12 protein-coding genes are annotated in these 13,055 nt (G+C 66.2%); 5 read left to right on the top strand and 7 right to left on the bottom strand.

Translation table 11 applies throughout. From position 1 onward, the window contains the following. Positions 1–30 precede the first annotated feature (30 nt). The gene (locus C8J44_RS12435) at positions 31–510 is read left to right on the top strand and encodes a helix-turn-helix domain-containing protein (RefSeq protein WP_121904809.1); all 480 of its coding nucleotides are present in this window, start codon (positions 31–33) and stop codon (positions 508–510) included. An 87-nt stretch (positions 511–597) separates the two neighbouring features. Here the strand turns inward: C8J44_RS12435 and C8J44_RS12430 are convergent, their stop codons facing one another. The 3 genes from C8J44_RS12430 to C8J44_RS12420 are packed head-to-tail and all read right to left on the bottom strand — an operon-like array spanning position 598 to position 3,021. Next, positions 598–1,023, bottom strand: a complete 426-nt coding sequence (locus C8J44_RS12430; protein ID WP_121904808.1) for a thioesterase family protein — start codon at positions 1,021–1,023, stop codon at positions 598–600. Between the two features lies 1 nt (position 1,024). Further along, positions 1,025–1,801, bottom strand: a complete 777-nt coding sequence (locus C8J44_RS12425; protein WP_121904807.1) for a sulfite exporter TauE/SafE family protein — start codon at positions 1,799–1,801, stop codon at positions 1,025–1,027. 11 nt (positions 1,802–1,812) lie between these two features. After that, positions 1,813–3,021: an LL-diaminopimelate aminotransferase gene (locus C8J44_RS12420; RefSeq protein WP_121904806.1), complete on the bottom strand. Its 1,209-nt coding sequence runs from the start codon at positions 3,019–3,021 to the stop codon at positions 1,813–1,815. Between the two features lie 329 nt (positions 3,022–3,350). Here C8J44_RS12420 and C8J44_RS12415 point away from each other — a divergent pair, with 329 nt between their 5' ends. From C8J44_RS12415 to clpS, 3 genes are all read left to right on the top strand, one after another. Continuing rightward, on the top strand, positions 3,351–5,069 hold the full coding sequence (locus C8J44_RS12415; RefSeq protein WP_121904805.1) for an alpha/beta hydrolase: 1,719 nt from the start codon (positions 3,351–3,353) through the stop codon (positions 5,067–5,069). A gap of 336 nt (positions 5,070–5,405) precedes the next feature. Then, positions 5,406–5,867, top strand: coding sequence for a phasin family protein (locus C8J44_RS12410; protein ID WP_259466844.1), 462 nt, complete (start codon positions 5,406–5,408; stop codon positions 5,865–5,867). A 192-nt stretch (positions 5,868–6,059) separates the two neighbouring features. Continuing rightward, positions 6,060–6,398 carry an ATP-dependent Clp protease adapter ClpS gene (gene clpS, locus C8J44_RS12405; RefSeq protein WP_056053421.1) on the top strand — a complete coding sequence of 113 codons (339 nt, stop codon included), beginning with the start codon at positions 6,060–6,062 and terminating at the stop codon, positions 6,396–6,398. Between the two features lie 158 nt (positions 6,399–6,556). Here clpS and C8J44_RS12400 read toward each other — a convergent pair whose 3' ends face one another. Further along, positions 6,557–7,240, bottom strand: coding sequence for a Crp/Fnr family transcriptional regulator (locus C8J44_RS12400; RefSeq protein ID WP_243645425.1), 684 nt, complete (start codon positions 7,238–7,240; stop codon positions 6,557–6,559). A 250-nt stretch (positions 7,241–7,490) separates the two neighbouring features. Here C8J44_RS12400 and murA point away from each other — a divergent pair, with 250 nt between their 5' ends. Further along, positions 7,491–8,774, top strand: coding sequence for a UDP-N-acetylglucosamine 1-carboxyvinyltransferase (murA, locus tag C8J44_RS12395; protein ID WP_056053418.1), 1,284 nt, complete (start codon positions 7,491–7,493; stop codon positions 8,772–8,774). A 318-nt stretch (positions 8,775–9,092) separates the two neighbouring features. On the opposite strand, the gene phbB is transcribed toward murA, so the two are convergent. The 3 genes from phbB to C8J44_RS12380 are packed head-to-tail and all read right to left on the bottom strand — an operon-like array spanning position 9,093 to position 13,036. Beyond that, complete coding sequence (gene phbB / locus C8J44_RS12390; RefSeq protein ID WP_056066403.1) at positions 9,093–9,815, bottom strand: acetoacetyl-CoA reductase; 723 nt, start codon at positions 9,813–9,815, stop codon at positions 9,093–9,095. Positions 9,816–9,845: 30 nt separating this feature from the next. Next, positions 9,846–10,853 (bottom strand): ferrochelatase, encoded by a 1,008-nt coding sequence (gene hemH / locus C8J44_RS12385; RefSeq protein WP_107954106.1) that lies wholly within the window; start codon positions 10,851–10,853, stop codon positions 9,846–9,848. Beyond that, positions 10,850–13,036: a xanthine dehydrogenase family protein molybdopterin-binding subunit gene (locus C8J44_RS12380; RefSeq protein WP_121904803.1), complete on the bottom strand. Its 2,187-nt coding sequence runs from the start codon at positions 13,034–13,036 to the stop codon at positions 10,850–10,852. Before C8J44_RS12380 ends, hemH begins: the two co-directional genes overlap by 4 nt. Between the last annotated feature and the right edge of the window lie 19 nt (positions 13,037–13,055).

Raw genomic sequence — 13,055 nt, 5'->3', positions numbered from 1 at the left:
GGTACGCTCGCGGCGGATGAGGATGACGTGATGGGCAAGTTGCGCGAACCATTGCTGGAATGCAGCCTGCCCGCCGCGCTGGAGGCGATGGGCGAGCGCTGGTCGTTCCTGATCCTGCGCGCGTCGTTCAATGGCCTGCATCATTTCGAGGAGTTCCAGTCGGAACTGGGGATCGCGCGCAATATCCTCGCGAACCGGCTGGCGCGGCTGGTCGAGCACGGGATTTTGGAGCGGCAGCCCATCCCGGAGGATCGACGCAAGATCGCCTACGGTCTGACCGACAAGGGTTTCGCGCTGCTGCCGACGATGATTGCGCTGCGGCAGTGGGGCGAGCGGTGGGAGACGTGCGTGCCGGCGTTCCCGATCCTGGTCGACGCCCGCGATCGGCGTCCGTTGCAGCCAGTGTCGGTGCGGTCGCATGACGGGCGCGTGCTCGGGAAGGGTGATCTGATCTGGGCGCTTCCGGGCGAGGTGGCCGGGGATGGGGTGGAGGCTGAGGCGGCGGAGTAACTGCCTTCGCCCTCTTCCTTGTTCTCCCGCGAAGGCGGGAGCCCCGTCTGGACCCCCGCCTTCGCGGGGGAACATGCTATCTAAGGTTTATTGGGCGGGCAGCGCTTCCAGCACCGTGCGGATCGTGTCCGGCAGAGCTACCGGGCGGCCGGTCTCAAGATCGACGTGCACGCTGACCATGGTGATGACGGTGTGCAATTCCCCCGTCTCCGCATGCGCGAGCTCGAACCGCTTCGTCAGGCTGGTCGTCCCAAGCTTCTCGATCCGCACGAACGCCTCCACCGTGTCCCCGAGACGGAACGGCTTGAGGTAATCGATCTCGGTCCGGCGGACGTTGAACTCGGTGGTCGGCCACACGTCCGGCAGAGCCTCCGCGATCCCGGTCCATTCCCAGAACTCGGTGACTGCGACGTCGGCATATTCGAGATAGCGCGAGTTGAAGACGATGCGCTGACCGTCGATCTCGGCATAGCGCACGCGGAACCTGGCCGAGAAGGCGAACCCTGACCGCACGTCAGAAGATCAGCTTCACGCCGACCAGCGCCAGCACGGTCGCGAGTACTGGGACCAGCACGCGGTCGGAGACGCGCGTCGCGATCAGGCTGCCGACGATGATGCCGGGAATCGATCCAATCAGCAGCGACACGAGCAGGTCGACGTCGACCGAGCCGAGGATCCAGTGGCCGATCCCGCCGAGCAGCGTCAGCGGTACGGCATGGGCGATGTCCGACCCGACCAGCCGGTTGATCGGCAGCGTCGGGTACAGGATCAACAGTGCGGTCATGCCCAGCGCGCCGGCGCCGACCGAGGTCAGCGAGACGAGCACGCCGAGGATTGCGCCGAGCAGGATCGTCAGCATCGCCTGACGCTCGCCGCCGACCGTGCCGATGCGAGGCGTCAGCCACGCGACGATCTTGCCGCGAAAGAACGTCGCGACTGCCGAGAGGATCAGCGTCACGCCGAGCACGACCGTGATCGCGTGGCCGGTGCCGGACGACTTTTCGCCGAGATGGTTGAGCACCAGCAGCGTCGCGATCGCCGCGGGGACGCTGCCGGTGGCGAGTCGTCGCACGACCTGCCAGTCGACCGTACCGCGCCAGCCATGCACCGTCGTGCCGACCGTCTTGGTCGCCGACGCGTAGAGCAGGTCAGTGCCGACCGCGGTGGCGGGGTGGAAGCCGAAGACGAGCACCAGCAGCGGCGTCATCAACGACCCGCCACCGACACCCGTCAGCCCGACGATGAGGCCGACGAGCACACCGGCCACCGAATATAACGGATTGATATCCACGCTGGCGAAGGTCAGCCGGAGCCACGCGCGGGCGTGTTGACACCCATCGACTGGAGATATTTCTTCACGTTGCGCGCCGCCTGGCGGAGCCGCTGTTCGTTCTCGACCATCGCGATTCTCACATAGCCCTCGCCGTTTTCGCCATAGCCGACCCCTGGAGCCACCGCGACGTGCGCGTGAGTCAGCAATTGTTTCGTGAACTCAAGGCTACCTAAATGCGCGAGTGCGGGTGGCAAAGGCGCCCAGGCGAACATGCTCGCACGGGGGCTCGGGATGTCCCAGCCGGCTCGGCCGAAGCTCTCGACCAGGACGTCGCGGCGCTTGTGATAGAGCTGGCGGTTGCGCTCGACGATGTCCTGCGGGCCGTTGAGCGCGGCGCAGGCGGCGGCCTGGATCGGGGTGAACGCGCCGTAATCGAGGTACGACTTCACGCGCGTCATCGCCGCGATCAGCGTCTTGTTGCCGACCCCGAAACCCATCCGCCAACCGGCCATCGAATAGGTCTTGCTGAGCGAGGTGAACTCGATCGCGACGTCCTTCGCGCCGGGGACCTGGAGGATCGAGGGGGTCGGCTTGCCGTCGAAATACAGCTCCGAATAAGCGAGGTCGGAGATCACCCACAGCTTGTGCTTCTTCGCGAATTCGACGACGCGCTCGTAGAAGGCGAGGTCGACGACTTCGGCGGTCGGGTTCGACGGATAGCCCATCACCAGCACCGACGGCGCGGGGACGGTGAACGCCATCGCGCGCTCGAGGCTCTCGAAATACGCCTCATCCGGCGTGGTCGGCACCGCGCGGATCGTCGCGCCGGCGATGATGAAGCCGAAGGTGTGGATCGGATAGGACGGGTTCGGCGCGAGCACGACGTCGCCGGGCGCGGTGATCGCGGTGGCCAGACTCGCGAGGCCTTCCTTCGAGCCCATCGTCACGACGACTTCGGTCTCGGGATCGACGTCGACGCCGAAGCGGCGGCCGTAATAGTTCGCCTGGGCTTTCCGGAGCCCGGGGATGCCCTTCGACTGCGAATAGCCGTGCGCGCTGGGTTTGCGCGCGACTTCGACGAGCTTCTCGATGACGTGCTCGGGGGGCGGCAGGTCGGGATTGCCCATGCCGAGATCGATGATGTCCTCCCCGCCCGCGCGCGCCGCCGCCCGCATCGCGTTCACTTCGGCGATGACATAGGGGGGTAAGCGTTTGATGCGGTAGAAGTCTTCGGACATGATCAGCCTCTAGCTGGAGGAGTGGGTGCTGTACCGCAGGTGAGCGAGGGCGTCATCCGCCTCATTCGTCGAGGGGGCGAAAGCTGGGGTATTCTGGCTGGGCTCCATTTTCGATCCTCCCCCGCAAGGGGGAGGTGGCACCGAAGGTGACGGAGGGGGAGGCAGGCGCAACCTCTGCTCCGTGTCCTCCCCCTCCGTCTGGCAAGGGCCAGCCACCTCCCCCTGGCGGGGGAGGATCGTTGAGTTTCCTGCGACCAACAATCGTCGATGTGACCATGCTTCCGCCGAGCCGGCGTCTGCGTTAAGCTCCCGAAAAAGCAGAGGATGCCATGGCCGATACTCCTCCCGACGCCTCCACGCCGACCCTCCCCGATCTCCAGCATTGGACGTGGGTGATGGGGCGTGCGCAGCAGATGATGATGGAGCAGGGGCTCGCGGCGATGCAGGTGAAGCCCGAGGGTATTCCCGCGATTCCAGGCTTCACCGACCCCGCCACGCTGGAACGCGCGCGCGATTTCTGGACTGAGAGCCTGACGCTGTGGCAGCGCTTTCTAGATCCGGCCAAGGCGCCCGACCCCGCGCCGGTCACCGACAAGCGCTTCAAGGCGCCGCAGTGGCGCGAGCCGGTGTTCGACCTGATCCGGCAGAGCTATCAGCTGATCGGCGACCACATGCTCCGCGGCGTCGAGGCGGTCGACGGGCTCGACCCCAAGCAGAAGGAGCAGCTGCGGTTTGCGACCAAGGGGTTCGTCGATGCGATGAGCCCGACCAATTTCGCGCTGACCAACCCGCAGGTGATCGAGAAGACGATCGAGACGCGCGGCGAGAACCTGCTGAAAGGTCTGCAGAACATGATGGCGGATCTTGCCCGCGGGCAGGTGACGCATACGCCCGACGGCGCGTTCGAGCTGGGGCGCAATCTTGCGATGACGCCGGGCAAGGTGGTAAAACGCACGCCGCTCTACGAGCTGATCCAGTACCGCCCGACCACCGAGAGCGTGCTGGCGACGCCGCTCGTCATCTTTCCGCCGTGGATCAACCGGTTCTACATCCTCGACCTGACGCCGGAGAAGAGCTTCATCCGCTGGGCGGTCGAGCAGGGCATCACCGTGTTCATGGTGTCGTGGAAATCCGCCGATTCGAGCATGAAGGACGTGGTCTGGGACGACTATGTCGGCGCGCAGGTCGAGGCGATCGACACGGTTCGCGCCGCGCTCGACGTGCCGGCGGTGCATACGATCGGCTATTGCGTGGCGGGGACGACGCTGGCGGCAACGCTGGCGCTGCTGGCGGCGCGGGGCGAGGCCGCGAAGGTGGCTAGCGCGACGTTCTTCACCGCGCAGGTCGATTTCGCGCAGGCGGGCGAGCTGCGGCATTTCATCGACGACGAGCAGTTGAAGATGGTCGCGTCGCTGTCACCCGAGGGGTTCCTCGACGGGCGCTACATGGCGACGACGTTCAACCTGCTCCGTGGGCGCGACCTGATCTGGAACTACGTCACGCAGAATTACCTGCTGGGGCAGGATTACGTGCCGTTCGACCTGCTCCACTGGAACGGCGACACCACCAACCTGCCGGCGAAATGGCATCTGAGCTATCTGACCGATCTCTATCGCGACAATTTGCTGGTCTCGGGTACGATGACGGTGGACGGGACGCCGATCGACCTCACCAAAGTGACGACACCCGCTTACGTCCAGGCGGGGCGCGAGGATCATATCGCGCCGGCCGAGAGCGTGTGGAAGCTGACCCAGCTGTTCGCGGGGCCGCTGAAATTCGTGCTGGCGGGGTCGGGCCACATCGCCGGAGTCGTGAACCCGCCGGCGGCAGGCAAGTATCAGTTTTGGACCAATCCCTCGGCGCATACGACGCTCGAGGACTTCGTTGCAGGGGCGACCGAGACCGAGGGAAGCTGGTGGCCGGACTGGGTCGAATGGGTCCGCGCGATCGATCCAAAAACCGTTGCGGCCAAAGGCGTTAGACAACCTGGAACAGGGGGTCTCGCGGCGCTCGGCGATGCGCCGGGGGAATACGTCAAAACCCGATAACACCGACTTCCGTAAACGTCATGGTGCAGTGCACAAATTCATTGTGCGCCGCCGCGAATCGTGTAGAAGGATCGCGACATAACTCCGAAGAGAGGTGCGTGGATGGTGGATATCGTGAAACGGACGGCCAAGACCGGTTCGAAGCCTGCCGCCACCGCGAAGGCTTATCGGACCGTCGCCAAGCCGGCACAACCGGCACCCAGGCCGGTCGCCAAGACGCCGGCGATCGACACTCCTCCCGCGGCTGCTTTTGTATCGCCGCAACCAGACTCTCCCGCCCCGATTATGGCCGTCGCGCCAACGGGGATCCCAGCTAGCGACACAAAGGACGCCACGATGGACACGATCCAGAGCATCACCGAGAAGACCAAGGCCCTGTTCACCAACGGGTTCAGCGGCACCACGACCAGCGAGTTCACCGAGCAGGCCAAGGGCGCGATGGAGAAGTCGGCGAAGATGGTCGAGGACATGACGGCATTCGGCAAGGGAAACATCGAGGCGCTGGTCGAATCGTCGAAGATCGCCGCGAAGAATGTCGAGGCGCTCGGCCACGAAGCTGCTGAGTACGCCAAGACCTCGTTCGAGAGCGCGACCGAAGCCGCCAAGACGCTCGCTGCCGCCAAGTCGCCGACCGAGTTCATGAAGCTCCAGGGCGATTATGCGCGTACCGCGTTCGACACGATGATCGCCGAAGGCTCGCGCTCGACCGAGCGTCTGCTGAAGATGTTCGGCGAGTTCGCGCAGCCGATCTCGAACCGCGTTGCGGTCGCGACAGACAAGATGAAAATCTCGGCATAAGTCGATAGCGCGCCGCCCTCGGGCGATGCGATACGAAAGGGGCGGCCGTCACGCGACGGTCGCCCTTTTTGCGTTGCGGATTTCGCGCGAGGTTTGCGGGCGCCCCCCTTGCTCTTGCCCCCCGGCATGCCATATTTCGACGGCATGCTTTTGACCCCTGAAATGACGACTCCCCGGCGGACGGGCGAGCAGATGGCCGAGCGCCGCGACGATGGTGGCGAGGATGGCAATGGCGGCACCGGCGCCGGCATCGCGACCAAGACGCGCGCGAAGACCAAACAGCCGACGCCGTACCGTGTGCTGATGCTCAACGACGATTATACGCCGATGGAGTTCGTCGTGTTGTGCCTCCAGCGGTTCTTCCGGATGGATATGGAGGCGGCGACGCGTGTGATGCTGCACGTCCACCAGAAGGGCGTGGGCGTGTGTGGCACGTTCAGCTACGAGGTAGCCGAGACCAAGGTGTCGCAGGTGATGGATTTCGCCAAGCAAAACCAGCACCCGTTGCAGTGCACGCTCGAGAAGGCGTGAGCCTTATCGTTTGGGTTGACCCGTGCTGATCCTCACCCGCTAGGGGAGGTGGCTGGCTCTTTCCAGACGGAGGGGGAGGGCACGGAGCAGAGGTCATCGCTTACCTCTCCCTGCGGCGCCTCCGGCGCCCCCCCCCCACTGGCTGGGAGGATCGCCAGTTATCGCGCCGGTGGCAACCAGCGCAGGTCCAGCCCGTCGAATCGGTCGATGTAGTTCGCAGCCTGCGCGAGTTGCACTTCGTTGAGCAACGTAACCCTGCCCGTCTCGCGACGGATCAGCCCATCTTCCTCCAACTGCCGCAGCATCCGGTTGACGTGGACTGCGGTGAGCCCGGTCGCGTCGCCGATCTCCTCCTGCGTTAGCCCGAGCATGAAGCTGTCGCCCATCGCGCGGTCGCGCATCCGCAGTCGGTTGCGCATCTCGAGCAGCAAAGCCGCGATCCGCGCCTTGGCCGAGGTACGACCGAGTGCGGCGAGACGGTCGGTAAGTGCGACCTTCTCCATCTGGTTCATCACCATGATCAGCGCCGACAGCCGCGGGTGATCAGTGACGAGCCCCGTCATCGCCGAGCGATCGAACGAACACACCGTGCAGTCGGTCAGCGCGACCACCGTTTCGGGAGAGTCGCGGTACACCAGCGCCGAGACCGCCAGCATGTCACCGGCATAGAGGAAGCGCAGAATCTGGCGGCTGCCGTCGTCGAGCAGCACATAGCTCATCGCCATGCCGCGCTGCAGGATGAAGAGTTCGGCCTGCGGATCATTTTCGCGCACGAGGACGGCACCGCGACGCAAGTCTCGCGGGCGCTCCTCCAACCGCGCTAACGCAGCCTTCTCGTTCATCGACAGGTCGATGAGATCGCCGACGCGGTCGGCGAAGCAGCTGTCCGGCACTCTGTAATGGTCCCCAATGTTCGAGAACCACAGAGCAAAGCTAGGATTTCCGCGCATTAAAGTCGATCAAGCGGGGGTGTTAGCGCTACGGAAGCAGTGGGCGGTCCCAATGCGGGACTTGACCCCCGGGCAGCATCCGCCCGTCGCCCGATCGATGCGCGGCCCTTGCGCAGAACGCCAGCCGCGATAGACACCCGGGATGGACCGTATTCTCATTCGCGGCGGCAATCGCCTGTCCGGGCGCCTGCCCATCTCCGGCGCGAAGAACGCAGCGCTCACGCTGATGCCGTGCGCGCTGCTGACCGAAGAGCCGCTGACGCTCCGCAATCTGCCGCGGCTGGCGGATGTCGACGGGTTCGGACATCTTCTCAACCAGTTAGGCGCGTCGACCGCGATCCAGGGGACGCGACCAGAGGATTTCGGTCGGGTGATGACGATCCGCGCGGGCAATCTGACCTCGACCGAAGCGCCGTACGACATCGTGCGGAAGATGCGCGCGTCGATCCTGGTGCTCGGGCCGTTGCTCGGGCGCGGCGGCGAGGCGACGGTGTCGCTGCCGGGTGGCTGCGCGATCGGTAACCGGCCGATCGATCTTCATCTGCGCGCACTTGAGGCTATCGGTGCCGAACTTGAGATGGCCGCGGGCTATGTGAAGGCGATCGCGCCGGGGGGGCGCCTGCCGGGCGGACGCTTCCGCTTCCCTATCGTGTCGGTGGGCGCGACCGAGAACGTCGTGATGGCGGCGGTGCTCGCCAAGGGTACGAGCGTGATCGAGAACGCCGCGCGCGAGCCCGAGATCGTCGACCTGTGCAACTGTCTCGTCGCGATGGGCGCGTCGATCGACGGGATCGGCACCGAGACGCTGACGATCGAAGGCCGCGACCGACTGCATGGCGCGACCTATGCGGTAATGCCCGACCGGATCGAGGCGGGTAGTTACGCTTGTGCTGCGGCGATCACCGGCGGCGACCTGGAACTGGTCGGCGTGTCGATCCCGGACATGGGCGCGACGATCGATGCGTTGGTCGAGGCGGGCGTGTCGGTGACGCCGACCAAGGACGGCGTGCGCGTCGCATCGGACGGCAAGCTGCAACCCCTGACCCTCTCGACCGCGCCGTACCCCGGCTTCGCGACCGACATGCAGGCACAGTTCATGGCGATGCTCTGCATGGCCGACGGCGCCAGCATGCTGACCGAGACGATCTTCGAGAACCGCTACATGCACGTGCCCGAACTGGCACGGATGGGCGCGGACATTCAGGTCCACGGCCGCACCGCGATGGTCCGCGGCGTCGACAAGCTGGTCGGTGCGCAGGTTATGGCGACCGACCTGCGGGCGTCGATGAGCTTGATCTTGGCGGGGTTGGCGGCGGATGGCGAGACGTCTGTGGGCCGGGTGTATCACCTCGACCGTGGGTATGAGCGGCTTGAGGAGAAGCTGAGCGCGGTTGGTGCGGATATCGAGCGGGCTAGCGACGGGTGATTTTGGAGGGGGCGTAGGTTGAACGGGCGTTAGCCCTCTCCCCTCCGGGGAGGGGGAGTAGGTTACCAGGCTTTTGCGGTGGCATCCTTGCTCGCCGCGGACGCTGTGGGGTTCAGTGTAAGCAGCGCTACCCTTGCCCGTTCTCCCGCGAAGGCGGGGGCCCAGGATCAAGCAAGACCGTCCTCTGTAATCCGGTAGACATCTAATCAGCGCCGCCGTCGGACGGGTTCGGCCTGGCCGACCCGCCGGCCGTGCCGGGTGCTGCCCGCTTCGCTTTGCTCGCGGGCATCGGCGCGGACGTTGCCGCGCCTGCGCCCGTCAGTACATGTGCTGACCGCCATTGATGCTCAGCGTAGACCCGGTAACGAACCCGCCTTCCTCCGAGCACAGGAACGCCACGCCGCGCGCGATCTCGGTCGCCTGGCCCAAGCGTCCGACCGGGATCTTGGCCACGATCTTCTCCAGAACGTCGGCCGGCACCGCCGCGACCATGTCCGTATCGATATACCCCGGCGCGATTGCATTGACGGTTACGCCCGCACGCGCGCCTTCCTGGGCCAAGGCCTTCGTGAAGCCGTGGATGCCGGACTTGGCCGCAGCATAGTTCACCTGGCCGTACTGCCCCGCCTGGCCGTTGATCGAGCCGATGTTGACGATCCGCCCCCATTTGCGCGTGCGCATGCCGGGGAAGACGGCTTTGGCCATGTTGAAACAACCGCCAAGATTGGTGTCCATCACCTCTTTCCAATCCTGGTACGTCATCTTCAGGATGGTGCCGTCGCGGGTGATGCCGGCGTTGTTCACGACTATGTCGACGTCGCCCAGATCGGCGGCGACCTGCGCGCAGCCGGCCTGGCACGCATCATAGTCGGCGACGTCCCACTTGTACGCCTTGATCCCGGTGCGCTCGGTGAATTCGCGCGCGCGGTCATCGTTGCCGGCATAGGTGGCAGCGACCGTCAGGCCCATATCCTGCAATGCGAGACTGATCGCTTCGCCGATTCCGCGCGTACCACCGGTTACAATTGCGACGCGTGCCATCAGTCTCTCTCCTCAGTGTTTTGTGGGAGGCTAGCCAGCCCGCACCCATCCTTCAAGCTCGCGCGCCAAAATGCTGCGCAACATTTCCACGCCGACCGGGCTGTCGTTGAGGCAGGGCAGATAGGCGAAGTGCGTCCCGCCAGCCTCTTCGAAGCTCTCGCGACCGCGGATCGACAGTTCCTCGAGCGTCTCCAGGCAATCGGCGGAGAAGCCCGGCGCGAAGATCGCCACCTTGGTCTTGCCCGCCTTGGCGAGCGCGACGAGCGTCTCGTCGGTTGCCGGCCCCAGCCACTTCTGCGGCCCGAACCGTGACTGGAACGCGATCGTCAACTCGCGCCCCATCCGCTCGCCGAGCAACCGCGCGGTCTTCTGGCAGTGGCAGTGATACGGATCGCCCTGCTGCAACGTCCGCTTCGGCATCCCGTGGAAGCTGGCGACGATCGCGTCGGGGGTGAAATCGAGCGCGGAGAGCCCCTCTTCGAGCGAGTCCTTCAGCGCGTCGATATAGAGCGTGTCGTCATAGTAAGGCGGCAGCGTGCGGATCGCCGGCTGCCAGCGCAGACCGGCGAGATGCTTGAACGCCTTGTCGTTCGCGGTCGCGGTCGTTGCTGCGCAATATTGCGGGTAGAGCGGCGCGAGCAGGATGCGCTCGCAGCCTGCCGCCTTCATTGCGGTCAGCCGGTCGGAGATCGATGGATTGCCGTAACGCATCGCCCAGTCGACCAGCACTTCCGGACCGAACGAATCCTTCAACGCCGCGGCCTGCAACCGCGTGATCGCAGCCAGCGGCGAGCCGTCCTCGCGCCAGACCTGCGAATAGGCGTGCGCGGACTTTTTCGGACGGGTGTTGAGGATGATGCCGCGCAGGATCGGCTGCCACGCGATCTGCGGGATCTCGACGACGCGCGAATCGGACAGGAACTCGCCGAGATAGCGCTTCACCGATTTCGCATCGGGGCCATCGGGCGTGCCGAGATTCATCAGCAAGACGCCGATCTTGGGTTTCGGAATCGGGGGGTGATCGGGGGGCAGGGTCATGGCGCTGGTCTTAAAGGCAAATTGCGGATGCGGAAGCCCGTTGACGCATAGAGCGCGTTGGCGATCGCCGGCGCGACCGCGGGGACGCCGAGTTCGCCGACGCCGCCGGGCGCTTCGTCGCTGCGGATGACCTCGACGGTGATGTCGGGCGTGTCGGCGAGCCTTGGCAGGCCGATCTTGTCGAACCCGCGCGCGTCGGCGAGGCCGCGGGTGAAGCCGGTCGAGGCGCCGAGCGCGGCGGCCATGCCGAAGATCAGCCCGCCCTCGATCTGCTGGCGGACGATGTCGGGGTTGATCTGTGCACCGCAATCGACCGCGGCGACGAGGCGGTCGACCACCGGGCGCTGGTCCGCGCCGATGTGCGCCTCCGCCATGACCGCGATGTAGCTGCCGCGGAAGGCGTGGGCGGCGATGCCCTGGCCGCTGCCGGCGACGCCGCCGTCCCAGCCGCCGAGCGCCGCCGCGGTCGAGAGACAGCGCGCGAGTCGCGGTTCGCCGCCGAGCATGGCGATGCGGAACGACATCGGTTCGGACTGCGCCGTGCGTGCGAGTTCGTCGAGGAAGCATTCGGTGAAGAACGCGGTGTAGCCATGCGCGCCACCGCGGAGGTGGCCGGTCGGGATGCCGATCTCGGCAGGGTGATGCTCGACCGTATAGGCGGGGATGCGATAGACCGGCGCCGCGCCCGCAACGGCGTAGCGGTCGCCTTTGACGCCGATCAGCGCGGCTTCGGTCGCGAGGCCCGGCATCATCCGGCGTGCCATCTCGGCGCCGGTCGAGGGGGCTGCGATGTTCGCGCTCCAGCCCATGATCGCGCCGTTGGGGGCGAGCCGTGCGGCCATCTTCGCGACGGCGGGTGGGCGGTAGTGATCGTGGAGCGAATCTTCCCCGCGCGACCAGACGAGGCTGACCGGGCGTCTTAGCTTTACCGCGAGCACTGCCGCCTGTTCGGCGACATCGTGTTCGAGCGCGGCGCCGAACGATCCGCCGATCAGCATCGGGTGGACGACGACGGCATCCTCGCTGAGGTCCGCCGCGCGTGCCGCTGCCGATCGTGCGAGCCCCGGCGCTTGCGTTGCCAGCCAGAGTTCGAGGCGGCCGTTCGAGAAGGAGGCAGTCGCGCTGCGGGTCTCGATCGCTGCGTGTAGGCCGAGTCCGGCACGGTAGGTCGCGGTGACGAGCCTGGCGCCCTGGAAGGTTGCGGCGACATCGCCTGCCGAGGCCATCTGCGTGCCGGGACGGGCTAGCGCGGCGTCGAGTGCTGCGTCGATCGACCTGGTATCGGGGGGAGGGGCGTCGTTCTCGAATCGCGGGGCGAGCGCGTCGAGCGCCTTTTGCGCGGCCCACCCCGTCGTCGCGACGGCCGCCACCCAGCGCGGGTTCTCGACCACCGACAGCACGCCGCGGATGCGGTCGGCGGCGGCGCGGTCGACCTTTGTCAGGCGCCCGCCGACCGGGCCCTGACGGATCGCGGCGTGGACCATGTCGGCGAGGCGGACGTCGCCTGCGAAGTTGGCCGAGCCATCGACTTTCGAGGGCGTGTCGAGGCGGGGGGCCGACTTGCCGACAAGCTTGCCTGCGCCCTGGATGCCGAGCGGGAGGGGATCGGGGAAAGTGAACTTCGCGGCCTCCTCGGCGAGTTCGGCGAAGCGGATGCGCTTGGTTTGGTAGGTGCAGAAGCCGGCGTCGACGTTGACCTGGGTCCAGTCGGCATCCCAGCGCTTGGCGGCCGCCATGCAGAGCAGCGCGCGGGCGCCAGCGCCGGCCTCGCGACAATCTTGCTCGAACATCCGGATCGAGCTCGATCCGCCGGTGAGCATCGGTGGCTGCGTCGTGCCCTGCGGAAGGCGGTCGAACGCGCCTTCGAACAGGTCGTGCGTGCCGATTGGGTTGGCGTAGAGCGGGTTAAGGGGGGCGGGCTCGACGCCGATCGTGCGCCAGTCCGCACCGAGCTCGTCCGCGACGATCTGGGGGAGGGTCGTGTAGACGCCCTGGCCGTGTTCGACCTGCGGGACGGCGACGGTGACGTGGCCGTCGGTGCCGATCTTGAGCCACGCGCCGAACGGGGTTTCGCCGGGGTTGGCGACGAGGTTTGGGGCGTAGGTTCGTGGCCAGAGACACCAGGCGACGACAAGGCCAATCCCTGCGCCGCCGCCGACGAGTATGCTGCGCCTGTTGATCATCGGTGCGCTCTAATCCTTC

It is taken from the genome of Sphingomonas sp. PP-CE-3A-406 (genome assembly GCF_003688625.1).
Classification (GTDB): Bacteria; Pseudomonadota; Alphaproteobacteria; order Sphingomonadales; family Sphingomonadaceae; genus Sphingomonas.
The sequence above is the reverse complement of the archived record's forward strand: the minus strand, read 5'-3'. Positions and strand labels throughout refer to the sequence as shown.

Excerpts from the sequence above, each read along its gene's own strand:
- C8J44_RS12435 (WP_121904809.1), top strand. The coding sequence starts at position 31 with ATGGGCAAGTTGCGCGAACCATTGCTGGAATGCAGCCTGCCCGCCGCG.
- C8J44_RS12420 (WP_121904806.1), bottom strand. The coding sequence starts at position 3,021 with ATGTCCGAAGACTTCTACCGCATCAAACGCTTACCCCCCTATGTCATC.
- C8J44_RS12415 (WP_121904805.1), top strand. The coding sequence starts at position 3,351 with ATGGCCGATACTCCTCCCGACGCCTCCACGCCGACCCTCCCCGATCTC.
- C8J44_RS12410 (WP_259466844.1), top strand. The coding sequence starts at position 5,406 with ATGGACACGATCCAGAGCATCACCGAGAAGACCAAGGCCCTGTTCACC.
- clpS (WP_056053421.1), top strand. The coding sequence starts at position 6,060 with ATGGCCGAGCGCCGCGACGATGGTGGCGAGGATGGCAATGGCGGCACC.
- C8J44_RS12400 (WP_243645425.1), bottom strand. The coding sequence starts at position 7,240 with ATGAACGAGAAGGCTGCGTTAGCGCGGTTGGAGGAGCGCCCGCGAGAC.
- murA (WP_056053418.1), top strand. The coding sequence starts at position 7,491 with ATGGACCGTATTCTCATTCGCGGCGGCAATCGCCTGTCCGGGCGCCTG.
- phbB (WP_056066403.1), bottom strand. The coding sequence starts at position 9,815 with ATGGCACGCGTCGCAATTGTAACCGGTGGTACGCGCGGAATCGGCGAA.
- hemH (WP_107954106.1), bottom strand. The coding sequence starts at position 10,853 with ATGACCCTGCCCCCCGATCACCCCCCGATTCCGAAACCCAAGATCGGC.
- C8J44_RS12380 (WP_121904803.1), bottom strand. The coding sequence starts at position 13,036 with ATGATCAACAGGCGCAGCATACTCGTCGGCGGCGGCGCAGGGATTGGC.